This is a genomic window from Bradyrhizobium erythrophlei, from assembly GCF_042430365.1.
GTDB lineage: Bacteria > Pseudomonadota > Alphaproteobacteria > Rhizobiales > Xanthobacteraceae > Bradyrhizobium > Bradyrhizobium erythrophlei.
Map to the genome: position 1 here is coordinate 78,060 of NZ_JBHMET010000076.1, position 22,314 is coordinate 100,373.

At 64.9% G+C, this 22,314-nt stretch carries 29 protein-coding genes and 1 tRNA gene; 18 read left to right on the forward strand and 12 right to left on the reverse strand.

Features of this window, described 5'->3' with window-relative positions; genetic code table 11:
- The first annotated feature begins 59 nt into the window (after positions 1–59).
- The 6 genes from ACFFWD_RS14645 to ACFFWD_RS14670 all read left to right on the forward strand — a co-directional run bounded on the left by ACFFWD_RS14645 (position 60) and on the right by ACFFWD_RS14670 (position 4,294).
- On the forward strand, positions 60–1,475 hold the full coding sequence (locus ACFFWD_RS14645; protein ID WP_376966198.1) for an amidase: 1,416 nt from the start codon (positions 60–62) through the stop codon (positions 1,473–1,475).
- Positions 1,472–2,215, forward strand: coding sequence for a 2-keto-4-pentenoate hydratase (locus tag ACFFWD_RS14650; protein ID WP_376966200.1), 744 nt, complete (start codon positions 1,472–1,474; stop codon positions 2,213–2,215). Before ACFFWD_RS14645 ends, ACFFWD_RS14650 begins: the two co-directional genes overlap by 4 nt.
- 57 nt (positions 2,216–2,272) lie before the next feature.
- Positions 2,273–2,593: an ArsR/SmtB family transcription factor gene (locus ACFFWD_RS14655; protein ID WP_376966202.1), complete on the forward strand. Its 321-nt coding sequence runs from the start codon at positions 2,273–2,275 to the stop codon at positions 2,591–2,593.
- Entirely contained in the window at positions 2,594–3,073 is a 480-nt protein-coding gene (locus ACFFWD_RS14660; protein WP_376966203.1) for an SRPBCC family protein, read from the forward strand.
- Between the two features lie 25 nt (positions 3,074–3,098).
- A complete protein-coding gene (locus tag ACFFWD_RS14665; RefSeq protein WP_376966205.1) occupies positions 3,099–3,758 on the forward strand; it encodes a glutathione S-transferase family protein in 660 nt (219 codons plus the stop codon).
- A 248-nt stretch (positions 3,759–4,006) separates the two neighbouring features.
- Positions 4,007–4,294: a PilZ domain-containing protein gene (locus ACFFWD_RS14670; RefSeq protein ID WP_376966207.1), complete on the forward strand. Its 288-nt coding sequence runs from the start codon at positions 4,007–4,009 to the stop codon at positions 4,292–4,294.
- A gap of 57 nt (positions 4,295–4,351) precedes the next feature.
- Here the strand turns inward: ACFFWD_RS14670 and ACFFWD_RS14675 are convergent.
- Positions 4,352–4,438: transfer RNA gene (locus ACFFWD_RS14675), tRNA-Leu, on the reverse strand.
- A gap of 225 nt (positions 4,439–4,663) precedes the next feature.
- On the opposite strand from ACFFWD_RS14675, the gene ACFFWD_RS14680 reads away from it, so the two are divergent.
- Complete coding sequence (locus tag ACFFWD_RS14680) at positions 4,664–5,098, forward strand: twin-arginine translocation pathway signal (protein WP_376966209.1); 435 nt, start codon at positions 4,664–4,666, stop codon at positions 5,096–5,098.
- Between the two features lie 2 nt (positions 5,099–5,100).
- Here the strand turns inward: ACFFWD_RS14680 and ACFFWD_RS14685 are convergent, their stop codons facing one another.
- Positions 5,101–6,303, reverse strand: a complete 1,203-nt coding sequence (locus tag ACFFWD_RS14685; RefSeq protein WP_376966211.1) for an FAD-dependent monooxygenase — start codon at positions 6,301–6,303, stop codon at positions 5,101–5,103.
- Between the two features lie 7 nt (positions 6,304–6,310).
- Entirely contained in the window at positions 6,311–6,556 is a 246-nt protein-coding gene (locus ACFFWD_RS14690) for a zinc-finger domain-containing protein (RefSeq protein ID WP_044541387.1), read from the reverse strand.
- 238 nt (positions 6,557–6,794) lie between these two features.
- Here ACFFWD_RS14690 and ACFFWD_RS14695 point away from each other — a divergent pair, with 238 nt between their 5' ends.
- Both ACFFWD_RS14695 and ACFFWD_RS14700 read left to right on the forward strand, forming a co-directional pair.
- Positions 6,795–7,928: a hypothetical protein gene (locus ACFFWD_RS14695; protein WP_376966214.1), complete on the forward strand. Its 1,134-nt coding sequence runs from the start codon at positions 6,795–6,797 to the stop codon at positions 7,926–7,928.
- A 71-nt stretch (positions 7,929–7,999) separates the two neighbouring features.
- Complete coding sequence (locus tag ACFFWD_RS14700) at positions 8,000–8,752, forward strand: alpha/beta fold hydrolase (protein ID WP_376966216.1); 753 nt, start codon at positions 8,000–8,002, stop codon at positions 8,750–8,752.
- Here ACFFWD_RS14700 and ACFFWD_RS14705 read toward each other — a convergent pair.
- Positions 8,738–10,117: a hypothetical protein gene (locus tag ACFFWD_RS14705; protein WP_376966263.1), complete on the reverse strand. Its 1,380-nt coding sequence runs from the start codon at positions 10,115–10,117 to the stop codon at positions 8,738–8,740. The two genes, ACFFWD_RS14700 and ACFFWD_RS14705, sit on opposite strands and share 15 nt — an antisense overlap.
- A gap of 211 nt (positions 10,118–10,328) precedes the next feature.
- Here ACFFWD_RS14705 and cysE point away from each other — a divergent pair, with 211 nt between their 5' ends.
- Both cysE and ACFFWD_RS14715 read left to right on the forward strand, forming a co-directional pair.
- Positions 10,329–11,156: a serine O-acetyltransferase gene (gene cysE / locus ACFFWD_RS14710; RefSeq protein WP_376966218.1), complete on the forward strand. Its 828-nt coding sequence runs from the start codon at positions 10,329–10,331 to the stop codon at positions 11,154–11,156.
- A 132-nt stretch (positions 11,157–11,288) separates the two neighbouring features.
- Entirely contained in the window at positions 11,289–11,501 is a 213-nt protein-coding gene (locus tag ACFFWD_RS14715) for a DUF3126 family protein (protein ID WP_376966220.1), read from the forward strand.
- Between the two features lie 121 nt (positions 11,502–11,622).
- On the opposite strand, the gene ACFFWD_RS14720 is transcribed toward ACFFWD_RS14715, so the two are convergent.
- Complete coding sequence (locus ACFFWD_RS14720) at positions 11,623–12,333, reverse strand: hypothetical protein (protein ID WP_376966222.1); 711 nt, start codon at positions 12,331–12,333, stop codon at positions 11,623–11,625.
- Between the two features lie 221 nt (positions 12,334–12,554).
- Between ACFFWD_RS14720 and ACFFWD_RS14725 the strand changes: the two genes are divergently transcribed.
- The gene (locus ACFFWD_RS14725; protein WP_376966224.1) at positions 12,555–12,884 is read left to right on the forward strand and encodes a DUF6949 family protein; all 330 of its coding nucleotides are present in this window, start codon (positions 12,555–12,557) and stop codon (positions 12,882–12,884) included.
- An 89-nt stretch (positions 12,885–12,973) separates the two neighbouring features.
- Positions 12,974–13,504, forward strand: a complete 531-nt coding sequence (locus tag ACFFWD_RS14730) for a gamma carbonic anhydrase family protein (RefSeq protein ID WP_376966226.1) — start codon at positions 12,974–12,976, stop codon at positions 13,502–13,504.
- A 108-nt stretch (positions 13,505–13,612) separates the two neighbouring features.
- Here the strand turns inward: ACFFWD_RS14730 and ACFFWD_RS14735 are convergent, their stop codons facing one another.
- Positions 13,613–13,849: a hypothetical protein gene (locus ACFFWD_RS14735; protein ID WP_376966228.1), complete on the reverse strand. Its 237-nt coding sequence runs from the start codon at positions 13,847–13,849 to the stop codon at positions 13,613–13,615.
- A gap of 196 nt (positions 13,850–14,045) precedes the next feature.
- Between ACFFWD_RS14735 and ACFFWD_RS14740 the strand changes: the two genes are divergently transcribed.
- From ACFFWD_RS14740 to ACFFWD_RS14755, 4 genes are all read left to right on the forward strand, one after another.
- Entirely contained in the window at positions 14,046–14,228 is a 183-nt protein-coding gene (locus tag ACFFWD_RS14740; protein WP_376966230.1) for a hypothetical protein, read from the forward strand.
- A 148-nt stretch (positions 14,229–14,376) separates the two neighbouring features.
- Complete coding sequence (locus ACFFWD_RS14745) at positions 14,377–14,901, forward strand: hypothetical protein (protein WP_376966232.1); 525 nt, start codon at positions 14,377–14,379, stop codon at positions 14,899–14,901.
- A gap of 222 nt (positions 14,902–15,123) precedes the next feature.
- A complete protein-coding gene (locus ACFFWD_RS14750) occupies positions 15,124–15,273 on the forward strand; it encodes a hypothetical protein (RefSeq protein WP_376966234.1) in 150 nt (49 codons plus the stop codon).
- Between the two features lie 607 nt (positions 15,274–15,880).
- A complete protein-coding gene (locus tag ACFFWD_RS14755; RefSeq protein WP_376966236.1) occupies positions 15,881–16,270 on the forward strand; it encodes a DUF6156 family protein in 390 nt (129 codons plus the stop codon).
- A gap of 138 nt (positions 16,271–16,408) precedes the next feature.
- Here the strand turns inward: ACFFWD_RS14755 and ACFFWD_RS14760 are convergent, their stop codons facing one another.
- The 3 genes from ACFFWD_RS14760 to ACFFWD_RS14770 all read right to left on the reverse strand — a co-directional run bounded on the left by ACFFWD_RS14760 (position 16,409) and on the right by ACFFWD_RS14770 (position 18,196).
- Entirely contained in the window at positions 16,409–16,900 is a 492-nt protein-coding gene (locus ACFFWD_RS14760) for a hypothetical protein (protein ID WP_376966238.1), read from the reverse strand.
- A gap of 158 nt (positions 16,901–17,058) precedes the next feature.
- Positions 17,059–17,946 carry an alpha/beta hydrolase gene (locus tag ACFFWD_RS14765; RefSeq protein WP_376966240.1) on the reverse strand — a complete coding sequence of 296 codons (888 nt, stop codon included), beginning with the start codon at positions 17,944–17,946 and terminating at the stop codon, positions 17,059–17,061.
- A gap of 46 nt (positions 17,947–17,992) precedes the next feature.
- Entirely contained in the window at positions 17,993–18,196 is a 204-nt protein-coding gene (locus ACFFWD_RS14770) for a hypothetical protein (RefSeq protein ID WP_376966242.1), read from the reverse strand.
- A 286-nt stretch (positions 18,197–18,482) separates the two neighbouring features.
- Here ACFFWD_RS14770 and ACFFWD_RS14775 point away from each other — a divergent pair, with 286 nt between their 5' ends.
- On the forward strand, positions 18,483–19,460 hold the full coding sequence (locus ACFFWD_RS14775; protein ID WP_376966244.1) for a TRAP transporter substrate-binding protein: 978 nt from the start codon (positions 18,483–18,485) through the stop codon (positions 19,458–19,460).
- A 129-nt stretch (positions 19,461–19,589) separates the two neighbouring features.
- Here ACFFWD_RS14775 and ACFFWD_RS14780 read toward each other — a convergent pair whose 3' ends face one another.
- From ACFFWD_RS14780 to cax, 3 genes are all read right to left on the reverse strand, one after another.
- Positions 19,590–20,204: a transglutaminase-like cysteine peptidase gene (locus ACFFWD_RS14780; protein ID WP_376966245.1), complete on the reverse strand. Its 615-nt coding sequence runs from the start codon at positions 20,202–20,204 to the stop codon at positions 19,590–19,592.
- A gap of 332 nt (positions 20,205–20,536) precedes the next feature.
- Positions 20,537–21,154: a PilZ domain-containing protein gene (locus ACFFWD_RS14785; RefSeq protein ID WP_376966247.1), complete on the reverse strand. Its 618-nt coding sequence runs from the start codon at positions 21,152–21,154 to the stop codon at positions 20,537–20,539.
- A gap of 151 nt (positions 21,155–21,305) precedes the next feature.
- Positions 21,306–22,314: calcium/proton exchanger (cax, locus tag ACFFWD_RS14790; RefSeq protein WP_376966249.1), on the reverse strand; the 1,009-nt coding region annotated here is incomplete at its 5' end.

Consider the following 22,314-nt stretch of genomic DNA (forward strand, 5'->3'; position numbering starts at 1 on the left):
TGGCCGATACGTGTTGTTGCCTTGAATCGGCTCTTGCAACGGTGGAACGGTGGCCCCGCATGACGCATTTTTGGCATCTCGATGCCGCGCAATTGATCGAGGGGTATGCGCGGCGCACATTCACGCCGGTCGACGTCACTGAGGACTGTCTGGATCGCGCGCGGAATTGCGATCCATCGCTCAACGCCTTCTTGCACTTCAGTGAGGCCGACGCGCTGCGGGCGGCAGAGGCAAGCGGCAGGCGCTGGGCGGAGGCAAGGCCGCTTGGCGCTCTCGATGGGGTCCCCGTCTCGGTGAAGGACAACCTGCATGCCGCCGGCATGCCCACCACATGGGGCAGCGCGCTGATGCGCGGCTTCGTCGCGGCGCAGGACGAGGATCCGGTGGCCAAGATACGGGCGGCGGGCGCGGTGCTTTTCGCAAAGACCAGTTTGCCGGAGTTCGCGATGCAGGGCTATACCGCAAATGCCCTGAAGGGCACGACGTTCAATCCCCTCGATCTGTCGCTGACGCCAGGCGGTTCCTCGGGCGGCGCGGCAGCCGCCGTTGCCGCCTTCTGCGGACCGCTAGCGCTGGCGACCGACGGCGGCGGTTCAATACGACGGCCGGCCTCGCATTGCGGCCTCGTCGGCTTCAAGCCGTCAGCCAGGCTCGTGAAACGGCGCGGTGGTCTGCCGGAGATATTTCTGGACCACGAGGTGGTGGGCGGAATTGGGCGAAGTGTTGCGGACGTTGCCAACTTCACGGAGATACTGGCCGGTCGGCCGCTCGCCGCTGCTTCGAAAAAGTCCAGAATCCTGTATGTGCCGCGCTTTTCGAGCGCGCCCGTCGATCCTGGCATCGCCGATGCGGTCGAGAGGGCGGCGCAGCGCTTCGAAGCGATGGGACACCGCGTCGAGAGTTCGCCGTCATTCGACCTCGCCGACGAGATCAACGGCTTGTGGCCACAGCTTTCCGCGATCGGTCTGGCTTGGCTGTTTGAAGATGGCGCACGGTGGCCTGAACTCGGCCTCCGCGGCGGGGCGCGACCAGACCAGACGATGTGCGGCGAGGTGGCCCGCGCTACTCTGCAAGGGGGCCGCTTGGCGCCAGCTACCGCGCTGTTCAATCTTGTCAGTGCGATTCAGCGGCTCAAGCGGCGGCTGGATGAGCTCTTCGATTCCCATGACGCGCTCCTCACGCCCGCCACCGCGGCTTTGGCCTGGCCCGCCGACCGCCCCTACCCAGAGACGATCGCCGGGCAGGCGGTCGGGCCGCGGGGACACGCCGTCTTTACCGCCATCGCCAATGCCGCTTGCTTGCCGGCGCTCGCGGTACCCTGCGGATGGGTATCGGGGCTACCGACCGGCTTCCAGTTGCTGGGCCCGAAGGGGGCCGACGCAGCCGTGCTCGCATTGGGTCGGGAATACGAGCGGAACTTTCCTCATGGCCGCCTGTCAACGGAGCCGAACCACTCGGTGGGGAGGACGTCGTGAGTCATGCGGGGGAAGCGGCGGACCGGTTGGTCACGGCCCGAAACAGCGGTCGGCCGGTCTCGTGGCGTGACGTTCTCCCTTTGGATCGCGCCGGCGCTTACGCGATCCAGGATGCCACGCTTGCCCGGATTGGCCCGTCGGGCGGCTGGAAGGTAGGGGCGTCGGGCCCCGAGGCCGAGCCCATCTGCGCACCGCTACCTGCGTCGGGTCTGCTCACCACCGGTGCGCGACTCAGTTCAGGTTTCCGCCTGCGCGGTGTGGAAGTGGAAGTCGCGCTCCGGGTGGGACGAGCTCTCACGGCTGAAGATGCCACGTTACCCGATCGCGAGCTGGCAGGCGCCTTCGATGCCGCTTATCCCGCCATCGAAGTGGTCGAGACGCGGCTTGAGGATCGGAAGAATAGCGCTGCCTTGGCCCAGCTTGCGGATTTGCAGAGCCACGGCGCGCTGCTGATCGGGCCAGCCTCGACAGTCAGCCTTCTCTCGGTCGATTTGAAGGGCGTCGAGGCGCATCTCTCTGTCGGCCAACAGATCAGCCGGCGAACGACCGGAGGCAATCCCGCAGGCGACATCTGGCGGCTACTGCGCTGGCTCATTCGCCATTGTGCGGACCGAGGCGCGCCTCTCTTGCCGGGCCAGATCGTCACAACCGGCTCTTGCACCGGCATGGTCTTCGCTGAAGAGGGGGCCTGGGTCCACGCCCGCTTGCCACGTCTCGGCGAGGTCGAAGTCGGGTTCTAAGAGCAAGTCACAAAGGGCCATCTTGACATTTATGTAAGCCATAGCTTACCGTTAGTGATGGCTTACGGAACCGCTCTGGCTGTACTCGCGGACCCAACGCGACGGGAAGTGTTCGAACGCCTTCGCGCCGGACCCCGTCCAGTGAACGCCGTTGCCGCGGGACTGCCGGTGTCGCGGCCGGCCGTGTCGCAGCATCTCAAGGTGTTGAAGGAGGCCGGTCTCGTCGAGGAACGCAGCGAGGGCGTGCGGCGGATCTATTCGGTGCGTCGGGAAGGCTTACGTGAACTGCGCGACTGGCTCGACAGCTTCTGGGGCGACGCGCTGGAGGCTTTCCGGCTGGAGGCGGAGAAATCGTACAAGAGCAAAGGGAGGAAGTGAATGAACGAGCGCGTTGCCATTGCTCCGGTGCGCAAGACGGTTCGCGTCAAGGCGCCGATCGACCACGCCTTCGAAGTGTTCACTAGCGGACTGACACGCTGGTGGCCGCATGACCACGGCGTCGGCAAGAAGCCGATCCAGAAGGTACTGATGGAGCCGCGCCTCGGCGGACGCTGGCTGGAGATTTCCGAAGACGGCACCGAGACCAGCGTCGCCACCATCATCGTGTGGGAGCCGCCGCATCGTGTCGTACTGGTGTGGCAGATCAATGCGCAATGGAAGCCCGACGTCGCGATGAAGTCCGAGGTCGATGTGCGCTTCATCGCCCACGGGGCGGGGGCGACCGAGGTCGAGCTGCTGCACCACAAGTTCGAGACCATGGGCGTGGAGGGCGGCACGTCGATGCGCAATGACGTCGACCGCGGCTGGCCGGGCCTGATGGAGCGCTTTGTGCGGGAAGCGGAATTGCAGCGAGGCTGAAGTTCAGGACAAGGAGGCAATCGTCATGGCCGAATTCATCGTTCACTCCGTTCCGGGCAGCCCGTTCGGGCGTTCGGTGCTGCTCGGCCTGGAAGAGAAGGGGGCGCCCTACCGCCTTGCGGCGCTCGCCCCGGGGGCGATGCGCTCGCGCGAACATCTGGCACTGCACCCGTTCGGGCGCGTGCCGGTGCTCGAGCATGACAGCTTCATGCTCTACGAGACCCAGGCGATCCTGCGCTATCTCGACCGTGTGCTGCCACGTCCCGCGCTGACGCCTGCGGATGTCAGGCTTGCCGCACGCATGGATCAGGTCATGAACGTCAACGACTGGTACCTGTTTCACGACGTCGGCAATGTCATCATTTTCCACCGCGTGATCGCTCCAAGGGTGCTGAGGGTTGCGCCGGACGAAGCCGCGATCGCGGCTGCGATGCCGAAGGCGGTCATGGTGTTCGAGGAGCTGGCGCGGCTGCTCGGTGATCAAAGTTACTTTGCTGGAGACGCGCTCTCGCTCGCCGACCTCCTTGTCGCACCCGCGGTCGACCTCTTCGCGCTGGTGCCGGAGTGGACGGCGCTCGGCGCCCCCCACGCCAATCTTGTGGCCTGGCTTGCCCGCATGCAGGCGCGGCCCAGCATGCAGGCGACGACCTGGGAGCGCGTCGCGGAGCTGGCGAAGGCCGCGTGAGCCGTGGGCGTTACCTGACGCGCGGCTGTGAATCGGCCACAGCCGCAATCGGCACTTGGGGATGATGGGCGCGCGCACCGGCTTCGGATCACGTTCGATCTGCAGCTGACTTGTCTGCAACGCGCCCCGTTTATATGCCTCGCGCGACCGTTTGCCTCTTCTCTGGGGCAAACTGCCTCCTGTAAGCTGTGCGTCAGGTTCGCGCCGTAATTTGACCGCACGATTCCGTGCACACCCGCCACAGGTTCATGGCCGACGACAATATGAAGCCCACGCCGATGGGCGCGCAATGGCCTTCGCCAAGCGAGGAGCGGCGCGACATCTTGCGTCGCCGGATCTTCAAGGGCGGGACCATTGAGTTCGGCAGCGAAGCGATTCCATGCACCGTCCGCAATGTCTCGGCGGCAGGGGCTAGCATCGAGGTCAATTCGCCGCTGTGGTTTCCCGACCGCTTCGTGCTCGCGATCGACGGCGAGCGGCACGCATGCCGCATCGTCTGGAAGAAGGAGCGGCGTCTGGGGCTCGAGTTCGATTGAAGTGAGGCTTACTGGGCCGTAGCTAGCAGTGCCTTCGCTCACGGCGCAAGCGAAGGCTGGTGCGGGCGGTGGGACTCGAACCCACACGACGTTGCCATCGAGGGATTTTAAGTCCCTTGCGTCTACCAGTTCCGCCACGTCCGCATGATCTCCGGCGCGCCGATATCTAGCGCGTTTGGTGGCTGAGTGGAATTGCCAATATCCCGTGCGAACAGGTGTGGTTTCAACGGCTTAGCGAACAAGCCGCAAAATCATCCGCGTCCGCATCGGCGCATCGGGCAGGGCGGCACGCTGCCGCGATGCAGCCTCAATCCGGACACTGGCGGCTGCTTTAGGCAATCTCAACACTGTCTCCTTAAAGAATGCCGGATGTCTGTCCGTTACTCTTCCCGCCAAACCTCGCCGCGCGCCGCAGCCATTGCGGCGCTGCTGGTGTCGGCGGCTGTCGTTTCAGGTTGCGCCCAAATCGGCGACAACATGTCATCGGCGTTCGCCGACCCCGCCAAATACGATCTCTATGACTGCAAGCAGCTCGAGGTCGAGCGCAAGAACCTCTCCACCCGCGCGGCGGAGCTGGAAGGGTTGATGGCCAAGGCGGAGACCGGTGTCGGCGGCGCGGTGGTTGCCGAAGTGGCCTATCGCAACGACTTGGTTTCGGTTCGCGCCCAGCAGAAACTTGCCGAGGAAAACTGGCGCCGCAACAAGTGCCACGAGACGCCGCCGGACGGGCTCGTGCCCGCACCGCCGGGCGCACCCGGAGCCAACGCGAAGGGGACGCGTCCTGCGCGGTCCGGCGTCCGCTAGCGTTACGCCCGCCAGTCGTAGATCCAGTCCTGCCGCGCCAGCATGCGCGCGGGTCCCATCGCGCGGATGGCGAGATCGCGCGCGAGCGCGGCCGGTCCCGTCAAGTGGTAGATGCGGCCCTGCTGCCGGGCCAGCCGCTGCACCTTCACGACGCGCGCGCGCCGCATCCGCGCGTAACGTTTCAGCGCGGCGGGAATGCCGGAGATGTCTTCGCCGCTGCTGTCGCTCAAGGCTTTTGCCAGTACGGCGGCGTCCTCGATCGCCATGCCGGCACCCTGGGCGGCAAACGGCAGCATCGCATGTGCGGCGTCGCCGAGCAGCGCCACCGCGCCTTCGTTCCACGCGCCGATATCGGGCAGGGTGAACAGCGCCCATTTGCGCCAGTCGTCGACCGCGCCGATCAGCATCCGCGCCGTCGATGGCCAGCGTGAGGTCGCAAACGCGTCCTTGATCTCGTTGGCGTCGCCCGGTTCGCTCCAGCCCGGCCGGTTCCAGGCGCCGGATACGATGGCGACGACGTTGATCTGACGCCCGGCCGAGATCGGATAGGCGACGAGATGCGCGTTCGGTCCCATCCAGAGCTGCACGCGCGGCGCGGTATATTCACGCGGCAGGGAGGTGGCCTCCAGCGTGCCGCGCCAGGCGATCAGACCGGAGAATTGCGGCCGCAGATCCGGGAACAAGTGCCCGCGCACCGAAGACCAGATGCCATCGGCGCCGATCAGCGCCACCGCAAGTTCCTGCTGCCGTGCATTGCCGCGGCGCTGCACCACCGTCAGCCCCCTGGCATGCTTGGTCACGTCCTCGAACTGGCAGCCGAGGCGCAGGTCGATGTCGGGATTGTCGTTGACCGCAGCGAGCAGCGCCGCCTGCAGGTCGGCGCGATGGATCACCCAGTAGGGCGCGCCGGCGCGAAAGGCCGCGGCCTCGCCGAGCGGCAGGCGCGCGATCTCGCCGCTGGCCCGCGCGCTCATGATGTTGACGGACTGCGGCGTCACCGCGCGCGGGCTGAGGCGGTCCTTGAGCCCGAGCTCAACCAGGATGCGGCTGGCATTAGGGGAGAGCTGGATGCCGGCGCCGGCTTCCTCGAGCCGCTCGGCCTTTTCCAGGACGACGACGCGAAAACCCTGCGCGGCGAGCGCAAGCGAAGCGGTCAGTCCTCCGATCCCGGCGCCCGCTACGATGACGGTTCGCGTCAGCGCCACGGAACGGTCAGGCGACCTTGTCCTTCAGGACGCATTCCGGCGGACGCGCTTCGCCGGCGCCGAGGTCGGGCGCGAAGCGATAAAGCGTCGAGCAATACGGGCAGATAATCTCGTTGTCGTTGCCAAGATCGAGGAACACGTGCGGGTGGTCGAAGGGCGGGTTGGCGCCCACGCACATGAACTCCTGCGAGCCAATCTCGATCACCGAGACACCGGCATCGTTGTGGAAGTGCGGGACGACGTGGTCGGACATAATCTCACCTTGGATGGCAACGACGGACAGACGCAATCAACGGCATGGCGTCATCGCGAAATGCGGCGCACCATACTGGCGGGAACAGGTGATTCCAAGTGGCCCCGACCGCTCATGTGCTCATGCAAATTCGACACAATCTTGTCGTCCCAGAGAAGCCCTCCTTTGGTCGGAGCCGTTGTGTCGCAAAAACGGCACACTATTTCCAAGGCGAATTAAACTGGAGGATTTTCGCGGCATGAGCCGGGTGCGCCTCGGGATTGCGGTGGCTGGCATGGCAGCAAGCGTTGCCATGGGCGTGGCTGTCTGGCCGCATGCGCGCGACGCCGGTATCTGGCTCGCGGCGCAGGATGATCCCGCCGCGCTTGCCGATGTCAGGGTCAATTCTGCCCTGCGGAACAACACGACGTTGATTTCGGACAACATCGAGGCCGCATTCGCAGCTGATGATGCCGATCTCGCGGCAAGTTTTGTCGAGCTCGCGCGTGAGAGGAACATCGCGCTCGGCGATGATGTCGCAAGGCGCGTCAGTGACGCGGTCGCCGAGGCAGGTTCCACCACGCAATTCGCCAAAGGCTTTGCCGCAGGCCTCGTGACCGGCAACGCCGACGATCTTGCGAGCCTCTCGGGCACGGTCGCGGGCGATCTCTTTGTGTTCGGCGACGTCAGGGACGTCGTGCGCGAAGGCAAGCATCTCGCGATGGGCGAGGACACCGATCATCTCGTGCTCGGGCTCGCTGCGGCCGGGCTCGCGGTGACCGCGGCGACATATGTGTCGGTCGGCGGTGCCGGGCCGCTGCGCGCCGGCCTGACACTCGTCAAGGATACGCGGAAGGCGGGACGGCTGAGCGAGGGGCTGGTCGCGTGGGCCGGGCGTTCGACGCGCGAGGTCGTCGACGGACCGATGCTGCGCGAGGCGGTGGCCGCAGGCTCGGTGTTGCGGCCGACGAAGACTGCGAGCGCGATCCGCGCTGCATTCCGCGCGGAGAAAGCCGGCGCGCTGGTTCGCGTCGCCAAGGATGTCGGACGTGTCGGAGAAGCGGCAGGTCTGCGCGCCGCGCGCGACACGCTGAAGGTCGCAGAGAATCCGAAGGAGATCGCGCGCGCGGCGCGGATCGCCGAGGCCAAGGGCGGCCAGACCCGTGCGATCCTGAAAATCCTTGGCCGCAGTGCGCTGTTGCTCGCGACCGGCGTGTTCGACCTGGCGATGTGGCTGTTCGGCGCACTGCTCACGCTGTTCGGCTTCCTGTCGTCGATCAAGGCGACCACCGAGCGCGCCACCATGGCGTGGCTCAGACGCAGCAAGGCGCGGCGGCTGGAGAAGCAGATCGCGGCCGAGGCCGCGCTGGCGGGCTCCGCCATCCAAGGCTAATCTTGTAAGGCTAAGCTTGCGATCGCCTGTCGATCGCCAATCCCAATCTCCCAACAGCAACGGAAGAGATGATGCCGAGTTTTCTCCACGGCGACGTTGAAATTGCCTACATCGACGAGGGCGGCGGCGAGCCGATCGTGCTGGTGCACGGTTTTGCCTCGAGCAAGAACGTCAACTGGATCTATCCGACCTGGGTGTCGGAACTCGTCAAGGCCGGCCGACGCGTCATCGCGCTCGACAATCGCGGTCACGGCGAATCCGCCAAGCTCTACGATCCCGCGCAATACGAGATCGCGACCATGGCAAGCGACGTCATCGCACTGATGGATCATCTCAGGATTCCGCGTGCCGATGTGATGGGCTATTCGCTGGGCTCGCGGATGACGGCGATCCTTGCACGCGAGGCGCCGGAGCGGCTGCGCTCGGCGATCCTCGGCGGCATCGGCATCGGGCTGATCGAGGGCGGTGGTCCCGGCGAGAATGTCGCGACCGCGCTGGAGGCGCCGTCGCTCGAGGATGTCACCGATCCCGTGGGACGCACCTTCCGCGCCTTCGCCGACCAGACCCGCTCCGACCGGGTTGCGCTCGCCGCCTGCCTGCGCGGCTCGCGGCGGCTGATGACGCGCGAGGAGGCAAGCGGGATTCGCGTGCCCGTGTTGATCGCGGTCGGCAGCAAGGACGAGATCGCGGGCTCGGCGTCGGCGCTGGGCGCGATCATTCCGGGCGCGGAAGTGCTCGACATCCCGAACCGCGATCACATGCGGGCGGTCGGCGACAAGGTCTACAAGACCGGCGTCGCGGACTTCCTGTCACGCCGACCGTAGTTCGTCCGCCTCACGCCGACCGAAGGCTTTTGCGGCCGCGATCAGCACCACGAAGGTTGCGACCCAGGCCAGGCGCGCGCCGTAGCGATCGTGCGGCCCGGAGATGACGCCGCAGACGAAGGCGTTGCCGAGCAAGGTCAGCGTGACGGCACCCGCGAGCAGCGTGATGTCGTCGAAGCGCCGCCGCCACAGGCCGCGGCCGAACAGGATCGCGACCAGGAGCATCGAGGCCAGCGCGACCGGGACGTGGATGCGGTTGATGGCGGTGAAATCGAGCTGCCAGCGCTGCTGATGTGCCGCACGCATCGGCTTCAGCTGCGCGGGGATGTAGCGCTCGATGATGCCGTAGGTATGGGGGATCCAGCCATTGGTGCCTTCGCCGGTCGCGACGTGCACGAGCTGCTGCGCGGTCGCGACAAGCGCCGCCTCGGCCTGCCAGGCCGGATATTCGGCGAGCGAGCGGCGCACGATGTAACCCATCTCGTCGTTCATGCCGGCGAAGCGGCCGAGCGTGTTGAACATGCTGTTGCCCCACAGGAACGCGTCGGCGGTCGCCGGCAGTTCATTGCGATAGGGGCAGAGCTTCAACTTTTCGCGCGGGCAGTGGTCGTGCAGATATTGCGTGACGATGCCATCCTGCAGCATGCGGCCGAAGGCGACGCCGGTGCCGCCGGGCGTCCAGGCGAACTGCCCCGACAGCGCAATATTCGCCGACAGCAGCATGATCGCGCCGGCGACGATGGTGAGGCTACCCTGCAGGAGGCCGGCAACCGGGATCATCGGGCGCAGCAGCGGGCGCGCGACCCATCCGACGCAGCACAGGCCGAGCAGTACGGCGAGCGTCGCGCTGTGCGTCGCCGCCGCGAAGGCGATGAAGGCGAACAGCGCGCATCTTTCGATCGTCGGGATCTTCTCGCCATGCAGGACGAGGATCCACAGCGCGAGCACCGACAGCCCGGCGAAGATGTCGGTCAGGAGCATGCTCGCGAGCCACGGTAGCGCAGTGGTGAGGATCAGCACCAGGCCTAGCCCGACCAGCCTGACCGGGCGGGCCATGCCGAACACGCGCAGCGTCAATTGCAGGATCCACAACGTCGCCAGCGCCTGGATGCCGAGATTGAGCCAGAAGCTCGAATCCTCGCCGGCATGCAGATAGAGGCCGAACACCGTGGAACGGCTCGGCACCAGGTACCCCTCATACCAGCGTGCCAGGTAGCCGCCGGTATCCCATTGAAGCAGCGGATAGCCGTTCCAGAAGGCCGGCGCGAGCAGGAGCAGGGGGATGGCAATGGTGGCGATCCAGACCGACCGTGTCTCGGTCAGGCGCGCCCGTAGGATCTGCGTGGTGATGGTCTTGCCCCCGATTTTGGGCCGACCATGCCCAAAACCACGGCCGGGGCGAAATCCGCCAATAGTTGCAGGGGGGCGGCTTGATTTCGGCAAAACTCCGACCACCTGCTTGGGACGCCCGCTGGGAGGCATTCGGCTGGGGTTTACGGTACCGAGCCTTCCGGGGACGCGATCGATCCGCCGTGCTATAACGCACAACGAAACCATCGAATGGCGAGAGCAGCCTATGGCAGTTCATCAGGTCAATCCGCAGGGGGGCAAGATTGCGGCACTCGATCCGATCTGGGATCGCGTGCGCGGCGAAGCGGAGGACATTGTCCGGCGCGAGCCCGAACTCGCGTCCTTCATCTATGCAACGGTCCTGCATCACGACCGCCTGGAAGATGCCGTGGTCCATCGCCTCGCCGAGCGCCTCGACCATTCGGCGCTGTCGGGCGATTTGATCCGCCAGGCCTATGACGAGGCGCTGCGCGACGAGCCCGATCTCGGCAACGCCTTCCGCGCCGACCTTGTCGCCGTCTATGACCGCGATCCCGCGACCTCGCGCTTCATCGATCCCTTGCTCTATTTCAAGGGCTTCCACGCGCTGCAGACCCATCGCCTCGCGCACTGGCTCTACAACAAGGGGCGCAAGGATTTTGCCAATTACCTACAGAGCCGCTCCTCGGCGGTGTTCCAGACCGACATCAATCCGGCGGCGAAGATCGGCCGCGGCATCTTCCTCGATCACGCCACCGGCTTCGTCTGCGGCGAGACCGCCGTCATCGAGGACGACGTCTCGATCCTGCACGGTGTCACGCTCGGCGGCACCGGCAAGGAGAACGAGGACCGTCACCCCAAGATCCGCCATGGCGTGATGATCGGGGCGGGTGCGAAGATTCTCGGCAACATCGAGGTCGGCCATTGCGCGCGCATCGCGGCAGGCTCGGTCGTGGTCAAGCCGGTGCCGCACAACGTCACGGTCGCGGGCGTGCCCGCCAAGATCGTCGGCGAGGCCGGCTGTGCCGAGCCGTCGCGCACCATGGACCAGATGCTCAACGCGATCGGGCTTTGATTTTACTTGATCTTCTGACCCTAACAAACTTGCGCTGATTTCCGATCGCCCGAGCCCGAAAAGGCTCTGGCGATCTCCGTCGTCTCGTCCTAAAACCTCCCGGAAAAATCATCGACCCGATTGGAGACTGCCGTGGACGTTCAGGAAGTCAGGAAGCTCGACGCCTATCTCAAGCGCGTATTCGGCAATCCCAAGATCCGCGTGGTGCCGCGGCCGAAGAAGGACGACTCGGCCGAGGTCTATATCGGCGAGGAGTTCATCGGCGTGCTGTTCGTCGATGACGAGGACGATGATCGCTCGTTCCAGTTCCAGATGGCGATCCTGGAAGAGGATCTCAGCGAGTAAGCTCGCGGTGCGGTAGGGTGGGCAAAGGCGCGTAGCGCCGTGCCCACCGTCAACACTTCGCTCGCTGTGGTGGGCACGCTTCGCTTTGCCGACTCTACAAACCTCGCAACGACGACGGAGACTATCCTTTCGCGCTGTGCATTTGCGCGGCGAGGCGATCCATCGCGGTGGCGAGATCGCGCCACTGCGCAAGCCAGCTTCGCGGAAAGCGGAACGTCAGATCGGCGCCTTCGATCCGCCGCTCGCTCAGGCACATGCCGGGCGTCGAGGTGTCGCGCGTGCAGCGCGCGGTGAGCACAGGCTCGGTCGCCGTAAACAAGTCCTCGCCGCTATAGGGCGAGCCGTCGCGAAACGCGCGCGTCGTCAGACCGTCGTCGACTGACGAGGTCTGGTCGAGATAGCGCGGATAGATCGTGCGCAGGCGCATGTCCGGTGCCAGTGAATCGCGATGCGCCGCGATCGACACGAAGATCCGGTCGATCGGCTGCACCTTGTCGTCGATCGTGTCGGCGCTGTAGTGCTTGGGCGCGGCCGGCGCCTCAAGCGAGGGATAGAGGAAGCCGAGATCGACGCGCTCCTGCGGCCCGGAATGGCGCTGGATCTTCATCCGCACCGCCGACGTCGGCACGTTGAATAGCGTACCGCCGACGCTGACCGGCAGCCGCGACGGGTCACTCGGGGGAACGGTCGTATAGGTCGGCCACAACAGATAGGCGACGAGCGCGATCGCGCCGGCCGTCATGGCGCCGGCGATTGATATCGGGACCAGATGGGCGCGCGGATTGCGGCGCGTGTCGCGGGCGAGGTGCTGGGCCGTCGAAAGGAGCGTCATGAATGAAAGCGTTGGATCAGGTCGAAACAAGCCGAATCATCAGTCGAATATGCCACGCGTCCGGCCGATTTCCGTATGATTTCAGTGGAATCGCGCGGCGGCGAGCCATGCGCAAACCCAGCCGCCGGGCAGGCCGATTAACCCTTTCTTAAGGATGCTGTGGCGGTCGACCGCCAATTTTGCGAAAGCTGGGACCCGTTTGTTGCGTAGCGAAAGTTCCGATGACGCCCGATACCTTGAATTCCCTGTTCTCGCTTTGCATCGGCTTCGCCTTCGCCGGCGCGCTCGCCAGCGGCTATCAGGTCATGGCGGAGCGCCCGGCCGGATTTGGCCTGCTGCAGCAGGGGGTGGCGGCGCGGACCTTCGCCGCGGTACCGTTCCTGGTTTTCGCCGCGCCTTTCATCATCATGCGCAATACGCTCCGCGGCGCGCGCATCGAGCGTCGCCGGTTCGAATTCGTGATGATGGCGACGATCATCGCCGGCTTCTGGAGCCTGATGTCCGGGACCTTCTTCCTGATGACGTTGCGCGCGGCCGGCGTGCTCGCCTGATCCGATCATGATCCGTAGCGGATCATGATCCCTCTCGCTTGAAACCACGTTAGCCGCTGTGCTTAGGTCTCCGTCACAAGGAGACTTCCATGGCGATCTACGAGCTCGACGGTCAGGCCCCCGATCTTCCCGCTGACGGCAACTACTTCATCGCTGACACCGCCGCTGTGATCGGCAAGGTCCGCCTCGCGCGGTCGGCCAGCGTCTGGTTCGGCGCGGTGCTGCGCGGCGACAACGAGTGGATCGAAATCGGCGAAGGCTCCAACGTCCAGGACAATTCGACCCTGCATGTCGATCCCGGCTTTCCGCTCACCATCGGCAAGGACGTCACCATCGGCCACAATGCGATCGTTCATGGTTGCACGCTGGAGGACGGCGTGCTGATCGGGATGGGATCGATCGTGATGAACGGCGCGCGCATCAGGCGCGGCAGCGTCGTCGGCGCCGGTGCCATCATCACCGAGGGCAAGGAATATCCGGAATATTCCCTGATCATCGGCGCGCCTGCGCGCGTGGTCCGCACGCTCGACGCGGCCCAGATCGAGGCGATGGCCAGGCCTGCCAAGTCCTACGCGATCCGGGGGCCGCAATACAAAGCTGGGCTGAAGAAGATCGGCTAAAGCGTTTTCGAGCGAAGTGGATGCCGGTTCGCGTGAAGAAAACGCGTCAAAACTAGAACCTAGAGCTTCGGTTCTGTTTCAATCAGAACCGAAATTGCTCGAGGCCGACTATTTTCGTCCACTCTTCCGGCTCGCGCCGCTTGGCGCCGCGCGTGCCGGCGTCGCTGCGTCCCGCAGCCTTGCGCTCTTGCGCAGGGCATCCTTCAGGTCGATCGGAATGCCATGCTTCTTCAGGAGATCGGCGAAGGCTTCGTCGGCCAGTTCCTGAAGCGTGGCCATCCGGTCACGCCCAAGCTGTTTCAGCTTGTCGAACGTGTCGTCGTCGAACTCGATCAGCTTGCGCAAGCGTCATTGCTCCCATGCCGAACGGAACTGCTGCCTTGTGGTGTCGTTGACGTCCGCAAGGAGAATTCCGACACGCAAATTATCCGCTACGGCCGCGCTCGCGACAATCTCGATTCTGCTGGCGCCGCTTTCTGCCTCCGCCCAAGGAGCCGGCAATGCCCCGACCGGCGGCCCCTCGTCGGGCATCTCGAGTACGATGACATCGCCTCCACCGCCTGGCACCAACAGTGCCGGCACGGCGCAACCCGCAGGGCCGGCGCTGAACCGCGGCGAAGGCGTCACGACCGGTACGGCAAGCTCGAAGAGCGTCGATGAGGCCATCGCCAACGAGAACAAGGCCGTCGACGGTCGCCTGAAAGGCATCTGCCGCGGCTGCTAGACTTTCGAGCGGACGGCCTGTTGGCACGCGCTGTCGCGCAGAAGTGAGTGCGACATACCGCGCAGGGGACACGAGACCGCCTTACATTGGATTGCACGTCCTGACGCAGGACGCGTCGGACACTCATTGGCGATGAGGAGGACGGGAGATGTTGCGTAAGGCGATGGTCGTCTTGATGGCGGCGGCGGCGGTCAGCCTGCTCACGGTCGATGCCGCCTCGGCCCGCGGCGGTTTTGGCGGCGGCGGCTTCCACGGCGGTGGTGGCTTTCACGGCGGCGGCTTTGGCGGCTTCCGTGGCGGAGGTTTTGCCGGCGGGTCCGGTTTTCGTGGCGCAAGCGCGGCGATGGGCGGTGGCGGCTTCCGCACTGCGGCGATCAGCGGCGGAGCGTTCCGTGGCGGATGGGCAGGTGGCGGCTGGCGTGGATGGCACGGCGGCTTCCATCGCCGCGGCTTCCCGTTTGCGGCTGCAGCGATCGGCCTCGGCCTGGGCTATGCGGCCTACGGCTATCCCTACGGATACGGCTACTATGACGACTACTACGGCTATCCGTACTACGCCAATTACGGCTACGATGATGGCTACTATTATGGCGATGGCGGTTGCTACATCGTCCGTCGCAGCGTGATGACGCCGTATGGCTGGCGGGTTCGGCCCGTGCAGGTCTGCAACTGAGTCTCCTGCGCGGCGCAGAGCTGGTTGATTTGATCGTTGATCTTGTTGCTTCGGTGCGACTGGTGCGGCCTCGGTGCGTTCTCCGCCGAGGCCGTCATATCACCCGCCAGTTCGCTGGTATGTGCCTTGCATCGTGCTGCGGTGGTTTCCGCGTGAATGCGTCAAACCCGAAGGCAAAGCCCGATCCGGATCCGATCGGGTGGGATTGCAGAGGATACAAAGATGATGACGATTCCCGATCTGACATTGCTGTTCATGGGTGTTGTTTTTGGCCTCGGGACCGCGCTCGTCTGGATGTTCTGGGAGCTCGAGCCGACACTTGCGCGGTTGCAACTCAAGCACGGCCGCTTCCTGCGCGATCGCGTCAGCTAGCGTTAGGCGAACGGCGTCGCCCCGCTTTCGCGCGCCGCATGCAAAAGCGCGCAGCTTGCGCTGCGTGCTTTCATCAATGTGTGGTCCAGCGGAGAAGCACGCTCAGGCCAGCGCGCCGTATTTTTTGAGCCATACCTGCATCTGATTCCAGCGCCATCATCCATTGGCGCGAAGAAAACGCTTCAAGTGAAGGGCGCTCGGGAGCGCCCTTCAGCAAGCAAAGGCAGCCGCTGGTCCCATCGGCTACACGTTCAGCTCTTCACAATCTGAGATGGTCGTTTGGCGCAGCGGTTGCATCGCGCCGCCTTGATGCCGCCGCCGGCGTCCGGGCGCAACCATCTGAACAAAAAACAAGGCCGTCGACGCAGTATACCGTCAACGACCTTGCCAGCCCCGGATATTGAAATCGGCTCACGCCATCCGGTAGCGGGAACCATGACTCGGATTCGAAGGGGCATATGTGATCCAGTTCACAAAGCCCGGATTAATTCACGCTAGCGGGCGGTCGCTCTGGGCCGGCCCGGCCCAGCCGGAGCCTGTCTTGAACGTAAGCCCTTGGAGGCGCGACTGATTTGCAGTCGTTGCCGCCTGGCAGGTTGTTCACCCGATGACCGTGCTGATTGGGCTGTTGGTCGTGCTGTTCGCCGGGCTCGTTGCCCGGGTCGCTTGGCGCCGCCTGCGCGAGCGTAAGCACGACCCGGTGGAGTATTTTGGCAGCTGGGACGGCTACGGCCTGCCGCTCCGCCTGGTCGACCGGATCAGCAAGGAGGAGGCCGACGCGCGGGCGGCGCGCGGGTCGGCCTACCTGGTCGGCTATTTCGATGCCGAGAACCGGCTGATCCGGGACGTCAAGATGCTGCGCGGCAAGGTGTTTTTCGAGCACCACTACACCTACTATCCGAGCGGCCGGCTAAAGCACATGACGGTCACCAACGCCCGCGGCGAGGTGCTGACGCGCGATTACCGCGAAACCGATTCCCCGACCTTTGTCTGGTAGCTGGCCGGCAGAGACCCCGGCAGGGGTAGGCCGGCCGCTAAAGCGCGATGAGATTGGGTTGAATCGTCATCGCGCTTTAGCTTCTTGTTTGAGCATGATCTTTTCGGAAAACCGCTTCACACTTTTCCGGATCATGCTTTAGCCGCGCGATCGGCTGCGCTTGCGGTGGGAGGTCCGCGTCGCCTTCGAGCGCTTGCGCGGCGACGGCTCCGCGGCCTGATCGTTGGCTTGCGTGCTGGCGAAGGATTGCCGCAGCCCGGCGACCGCTTCGGTCAGCGCCGCGACCTGCTCGGAGAGCTTCTTGTTATCGGCCTGTTGGGCGGCGAGCTGCCGGCGCATCGTCTGCAGCTGGTCCTGGACCAGCTGCAACTGATCGATCGATTCCTGCTGGGTCGCCTCGAGGCCCTTGGTCTTCTCGACCAGCGCCTCGGAGGCCTGCGCCGCGCGCGCCTGCAACTGGCGGGCGGCGACCACGCGATCGGACTCGGGAGCGTTGCCGGTGTAGGCGCGCCACAGCGTGATCGAACCGATCCCGAGCAAGACAAGCACCAGCGCCACCGCGCCGATCGCAATCGGCATCACGCCGATGCCTGCGCTGGCTTGCGAATTCCGGGGGGCGAACTCGATCATGCGACCAGAACCGGACATAAATGGAAAGGTTCCGCTTAGCACAACCTGGGCGGGGCCAAAACCCAGGATTCGCGATGCCCGGGCGGAATTGCAGGGGATTCGCCGCAAAATCGCGATTTCTGGATCAGTTTGGGGGTTGATTGGAGTGCGCAATGCGACTAGCGGATGTGCCCGCGGATAAAGCGCCCAGCCTCCTCCAACGCGCGCCGGCCGTCGGACAGGGCAGCATTCCACACCGGCCAGGCGTGGATCATGTGCGGCCAGACCTGGAGCGTCACATCGACATCGGCGGCACCGGCACGTACCGCGAGCCGGGTCGCATCGTCGAGCAACGTCTCGGCCGAGCCGACCTGGATCAGCAGCGGCGGGAGCCCGGCGAGATCGCCGAACAACGGCGAGACAAGCGGATCCCGGCGGTCCATCATGTGGGGCACATAGGCCTCGGCGAGCTCCTCGAGATAGGACGCGTGGATGATCGGATCGACGGCGTCCTTGCTCGCGAGGCTGGCGCCCGACATGGTCAGATCGGTCCAAGGCGAGACCAGCCAGGCGCAGGCGGGCAGGGGCTCGCCGGCCGCACGCAAGCGGTTAATCAGGGACAGCGTGAGATTGCCGCCGGCGGAGTCGCCGCCGACCGCAATGTGGTTGGCCGCGATCCCTCGGCTGCGCAGGAAGCGCCACGTCGTCAGCGTATCCTCGTGTGCTGCGGGATAGGGATGTTCCGGCGCGCGGCGATAGTCGATCGCAAGCGTGCGCATTTGCGCCGAGCGGCCGGCTTCGGTGACCATCCGGCGATGGCTGATAATCGAGCCGGAGCAATAGCCTCCGCCATGGAAGTACAGCAGCACGCGAAGTCGCTCACTGTCCGGTGCAAGCGACCATTCGCCGGCGACGCCATCGCAATCGACCGCCTCGCACCTGACGTCGGGTGCCACCGTCCAGGTCGATCCGACCTCGTCCAGCCGCTGGCGGCGCTCCGCCCAGCCGACCGGCCGCGGCTTTGCCGCGAGCAGCGTGCGGATGGCGTCGATCTCTGATTGACCCACGATGAATCCTCCTCGGAGCGGCCCGATCCGGGATTGGTCGCGAACCTCACGTCCCCCGCGCGGGGCAGTCGTTCAAAGCCATCACCAACTCGAGGCCTTGCTTGCGGCCGATCGCGATGCCTTGCGCAATTGCCCTCACGATGAGTTCGGCATCGTCGTCGGAGAACCGTTTGAATGGTGTCCATGCGCGTTCGATCCGACGGGCGCGCATCAAGTCCATTTCGGTGATTTCGAGCGGTCTGATGGGCATGTCACGGCTCCATCCTCAACGCCGGGGATCAATCGGGCCATCGCCTGCGTCAAATCAAGCTGATCCACTCGGCGGTCTTTCGCAAGTTCGATTGGCGTCGATTGAGGCCGCCATGCACGCCGAGGCAATCTCAGCCCGAGGACGATGCTGGCGGGACATGGCTCCGTGTGATCTCATCTCGTGAATCATCTCGTCGATCGGGCGGCCGAACAGCAAGGCCTGACTGACGGCGACGCCGATCGGCTGACGACGCGGTTGTGGGCGACTGCTGAGAACAGGAGGAAGGGTGCGACCGGCTTACATCTTCGCCTGCACGCTGGCGCTGGCGCATCCGGGGGCGGTGTCCGCCCAGACCGTTTGGAACATGCCGACGGAATACCCGCAGAACACGATGCCAGCACTCGGCGTCGCGACTTTTGCGCAACGCCTCAGTGAACTCAGCGAGAGAAAAATCCAGATCAAACCAAGCTTCGATGCCGCCGCAGGGATCCGATCGGCTGGAATGCTTGCCGCCGTCGCAGAGGGCAAGGTCCAGGCAGGTGATGCGTTCGCCGGCGCGCTTGAAGCGGAAGACCCGATCTTCGGGTTGCCATCGCTGCCGTTCCTGGTGGGGTCGGTCGCCGACGCAAGGCGCCTTGCGAACCTCGCGCGGCCGTACCTCGCCGCCGCCTTGCAGAGGAAAGGCCAGCGGCTGCTCTATTTGACGCCATGGCCGCCCTCCGGCATTTGGTCGAAATCGCCGCTCAGGACCGCCGCCGATCTATCGGGCCTCTCGATCCGCACCTACGACAAGGTATCGAGCGAGGTCTTCGCCGGTGCCGGCGCCAGGGCGACGGCGATCAGCTTCGCGGACACCCCGCCGAGACTGGCCGACGGCAGCATCAATGCGGTGTTGTCGTCGGGAGACGGCGGCGCCGGCCGCAGGCTGTGGGAGTTTCTCCCGTATTTCAGTGAGATCACCTATTCGCTGCCGATGTCGGTCGCGACGTTGAACCAGTCCGCATACGACAGCCTGAGTTCGGATTTGAGGGACGCCGTGGATTCCGCCGGCCGCCAAACCGAGACGGACTTATGGTCGGCGCTGGCAACCCGGCTGCAGGAAAACCATGAGCGCCTGCGCAGCAGCGGCGTCACGATCGATTCCAACCCCGCGCCGGTCGTCGCGGCGCTGAAGGCGCGGGCCGCATCGGTCGAGCAGGCCTGGTGCAGCAGGGCCGGGCCGGTCTGCGTCCAGATCTTCGATGCCTTCAGGGCAGGAAAGTAGCGGCTCGCGAAAGCCGTTCGCCAAAATGGTTGCGGCCACCCTTTGGGGGAAGGGTGGCCGCGCGCGAACCGGTCTGGGACGGGGAGGGGTGGGGATGTGACCGGGTCGCGGGTTCGAAAAATCCTCTGCTCAGCGCGAGCTTGCCGTTGAAACGGCGGGCCGTGTGTCTCCGAGCGAGACCCACACATTGGGATCGCTCTGCGACTGCCGCTTGACGAAGCGGTAGCCGGTCTCGGTCCAGGCGACGACGTTCTCGTTCTGGTTGTCGAGCACGAACTCGCCCTTGTCGGTCTTCACCGTCAGCACCGCGTGGCCTTCGCCTTTCTTGTCGCGGACGACCGTGATCAACAGCGCCTCGCGCGGCCAGCCGGCATCCATCAGCATCTTGCGCTTCAGGAGCACGTAGTCCTCGCAGTCGCCGTAGCCGTCGGTCGGCAACGACCATTTCTCGATCACGCCCCAATGATCCATGTCGGTCATCGGCTTGATCTGTTCGTTGACCCACTTGTTGACCCGCACGAGGTCGCGCCAAGCGATCTGCGACAACACGATGTCGCGTGGTTGCGTCGCGCCGCTGCGGCATTCGCCCGGATTCTCGGCGCAGAATTCGACCCAGCCGATCGGCGAACGCGTGGTGTCCCCCAGGCTGGCGTAGAGCACGTCGCCGGCCTTCGCCGACACGCAAGTCGCAAACAGGATGGCGGCAACCGCCAATCCTTTCCCCTGTCCCCTGAACCCAAACATTGTGGCCCCCGTTCTTCTTGTTGGGACCACTTTTGCCAGAAAGGTTTTGCACCGCCGCTAAGTAGGCAAAGTAGATTTGACGCGAATACTGCTAAAAGCCGCAGCGAATTCGATCTATACTTGAGTCAAATTCGCGTAAAATTTGATACGACTGCTATTGAATCAAATTTTATGCATTAACGCGGCGAGCGCTGTCGCAGCGCGGTTTGTTGCCGCAAAAGTTCCCGCCGTTAACCGCGAAACGCCGGGGCCAAACGCGTCGAAGGCGGCGTCCGGGATGCCGGAGGCCGCCTTCGAGGGCTGAAAATCAGGGGTTTGAGCGGCCTGCCGCTTTACCTGGCGGTAACGCTCTCTTCGAGCGTTTCCGCAACCTGCTCGTGAACGAACTCGAGCGCAAAACCTTCCTCGACGTTTCGCACCACGCGGGCCTGCACCCGGCCGAGCATGACGAGCGACTTCAGCGGCGGGCGGTTCTCGGCGGCGATGGCGGCACCCGACAGCGACAGGTCGATGATCCGGCAGGTCATCCGCGTACCGTCCTCCTGCGTCAGCAGGGCGATCGGGTTGCGCGGCACGATGCGGTCGTGGCGGCGATCCTCGGGCAGGTTGAGGATGTCGCGGTTGGCGAGCCAGGTGAGCTGGGCGGCGAGCTTGTCGCGCTTGCGGGCGGTCGCGCCGACCGTCATCGCAAAACCATTGTCGATGATGCGGGTGATGCGGCCTTCGACGCGGCCGATATGGTCGAGATAGGCGATCACGCGATCGCCGACATTGCCGATGCCGGGCGCCAGCAGCGCGAGGCCGCCGGGCGACATATTGATGATCTGGCAGGGAAACTCGCGCCGGTCGGGCAGCATGTAGCGGCCGAGCAGGTGCACCTTCACGCGCTGAAAGCGCCGGCGCTCCTCAGCGGCCGGGACGACCGTAGTTTTCTTCTGTGCAAATGACATCACCGCAACCCGACCACCGGCCTTTCGGCGCCCCTCACGACCCTAAGGCTGACAGGGTTAACGAGGCGTTACCGAACGCTGTATGAAGTGTGTGCAGGGGTGCGGCCCAATTTCCGGTAGAGCGGCACCCCCGGGGGCGGCGCGTGCGGGCTTACGTTCGCGGCGGCAGCAGATACAGGGTCATGGCAAAGATGATGTACACGGCCACGATCAACGCCCCGCCGAACCACGCCGAGCGTCCGGCGCCCGTGACGAGGGAGGCGGTCATTACGGCGATCAGCATCATGGCGACCGCGCCGCCCCAGAACTGCAGGTCCATCGGCTTCGGGCCGATCAAGTAGCTGACCAGCACGAGGACGGGGGCGACGAACAGTGCGATCTGCGCCGCGCTTCCTAGGGCGATGCCGACACTCAGATCCAGCCGGTTCTTGCTCGCGGCAGAGAATGCCGAAACCATCTCCGCGGCTCCGCCGACCAGGGCCACGATGATGACTCCGACAAAGGCCGGTGTCATCCCGAGCGCGACCGCCGCCTGCTGAACTGATTCGACGAACACCTCGCTGACGAGCGCGACAAGCAGCGTAACCACCGCAAGCGTTGCTAGCGCCAGAGCCAGCGGCCACTCCGGCCCATGATGCGCGTCATGCTGCTCCGTGGTGGCGAAGAGTTCGCGATGCGTCTTCAGCGAGAACACCAGGCCCAGGCCGTAGACCAGGATGAGCAGCACGGACAAGGCGACGCTGAGGGAGCCCATGAACGCCACGCTTGTCATGGCATCCGCACTGGCGAGCAGCGAGGGGATCATGATCGCGACCGTTGCCAGGAACAGGAGGCTGGCCTGCAGGCGCGCCGTGTTCCGATTGTATTCCTGGACATGGTATCGGAGGCCGCCGATCAGGAATGCGGCGCCCAGCATGAAGAGGCTATTTGTCACGATCGCTCCCACGATCGAGGCCTTCACCAGCACGTACTGACCCGCGCGCAGCGCCGTCAGCGCGATCACCAGCTCGGTCAGATTGCCCAGGGTCGCGTTGAGCAGGCCTCCGATCATATCGCCGGTCCTGGAGGCGACGGACTCGGTCGCGCGGCTGAGTAGGGCTGCTAGGAGCCTGTCTGAGTAGTGACTGGTCAAGAGGGTGCGAGTCTGATTCCCTACGTAG

Excerpts from the sequence above, each read along its gene's own strand:
- ACFFWD_RS14645 (WP_376966198.1), top strand. The coding sequence starts at position 60 with ATGACGCATTTTTGGCATCTCGATGCCGCGCAATTGATCGAGGGGTAT.
- ACFFWD_RS14655 (WP_376966202.1), top strand. The coding sequence starts at position 2,273 with ATGGCTTACGGAACCGCTCTGGCTGTACTCGCGGACCCAACGCGACGG.
- ACFFWD_RS14660 (WP_376966203.1), top strand. The coding sequence starts at position 2,594 with ATGAACGAGCGCGTTGCCATTGCTCCGGTGCGCAAGACGGTTCGCGTC.
- ACFFWD_RS14665 (WP_376966205.1), top strand. The coding sequence starts at position 3,099 with ATGGCCGAATTCATCGTTCACTCCGTTCCGGGCAGCCCGTTCGGGCGT.
- ACFFWD_RS14670 (WP_376966207.1), top strand. The coding sequence starts at position 4,007 with ATGGCCGACGACAATATGAAGCCCACGCCGATGGGCGCGCAATGGCCT.
- ACFFWD_RS14680 (WP_376966209.1), top strand. The coding sequence starts at position 4,664 with ATGTCTGTCCGTTACTCTTCCCGCCAAACCTCGCCGCGCGCCGCAGCC.
- ACFFWD_RS14690 (WP_044541387.1), bottom strand. The coding sequence starts at position 6,556 with ATGTCCGACCACGTCGTCCCGCACTTCCACAACGATGCCGGTGTCTCG.
- ACFFWD_RS14695 (WP_376966214.1), top strand. The coding sequence starts at position 6,795 with ATGAGCCGGGTGCGCCTCGGGATTGCGGTGGCTGGCATGGCAGCAAGC.
- ACFFWD_RS14700 (WP_376966216.1), top strand. The coding sequence starts at position 8,000 with ATGCCGAGTTTTCTCCACGGCGACGTTGAAATTGCCTACATCGACGAG.
- cysE (WP_376966218.1), top strand. The coding sequence starts at position 10,329 with ATGGCAGTTCATCAGGTCAATCCGCAGGGGGGCAAGATTGCGGCACTC.
- ACFFWD_RS14720 (WP_376966222.1), bottom strand. The coding sequence starts at position 12,333 with ATGACGCTCCTTTCGACGGCCCAGCACCTCGCCCGCGACACGCGCCGC.
- ACFFWD_RS14725 (WP_376966224.1), top strand. The coding sequence starts at position 12,555 with ATGACGCCCGATACCTTGAATTCCCTGTTCTCGCTTTGCATCGGCTTC.
- ACFFWD_RS14730 (WP_376966226.1), top strand. The coding sequence starts at position 12,974 with ATGGCGATCTACGAGCTCGACGGTCAGGCCCCCGATCTTCCCGCTGAC.
- ACFFWD_RS14740 (WP_376966230.1), top strand. The coding sequence starts at position 14,046 with ATGACATCGCCTCCACCGCCTGGCACCAACAGTGCCGGCACGGCGCAA.
- ACFFWD_RS14745 (WP_376966232.1), top strand. The coding sequence starts at position 14,377 with ATGTTGCGTAAGGCGATGGTCGTCTTGATGGCGGCGGCGGCGGTCAGC.
- ACFFWD_RS14750 (WP_376966234.1), top strand. The coding sequence starts at position 15,124 with ATGATGACGATTCCCGATCTGACATTGCTGTTCATGGGTGTTGTTTTT.
- ACFFWD_RS14755 (WP_376966236.1), top strand. The coding sequence starts at position 15,881 with ATGACCGTGCTGATTGGGCTGTTGGTCGTGCTGTTCGCCGGGCTCGTT.
- ACFFWD_RS14760 (WP_376966238.1), bottom strand. The coding sequence starts at position 16,900 with ATGATCGAGTTCGCCCCCCGGAATTCGCAAGCCAGCGCAGGCATCGGC.
- ACFFWD_RS14770 (WP_376966242.1), bottom strand. The coding sequence starts at position 18,196 with ATGCCCATCAGACCGCTCGAAATCACCGAAATGGACTTGATGCGCGCC.
- ACFFWD_RS14780 (WP_376966245.1), bottom strand. The coding sequence starts at position 20,204 with ATGTTTGGGTTCAGGGGACAGGGGAAAGGATTGGCGGTTGCCGCCATC.
- ACFFWD_RS14785 (WP_376966247.1), bottom strand. The coding sequence starts at position 21,154 with ATGTCATTTGCACAGAAGAAAACTACGGTCGTCCCGGCCGCTGAGGAG.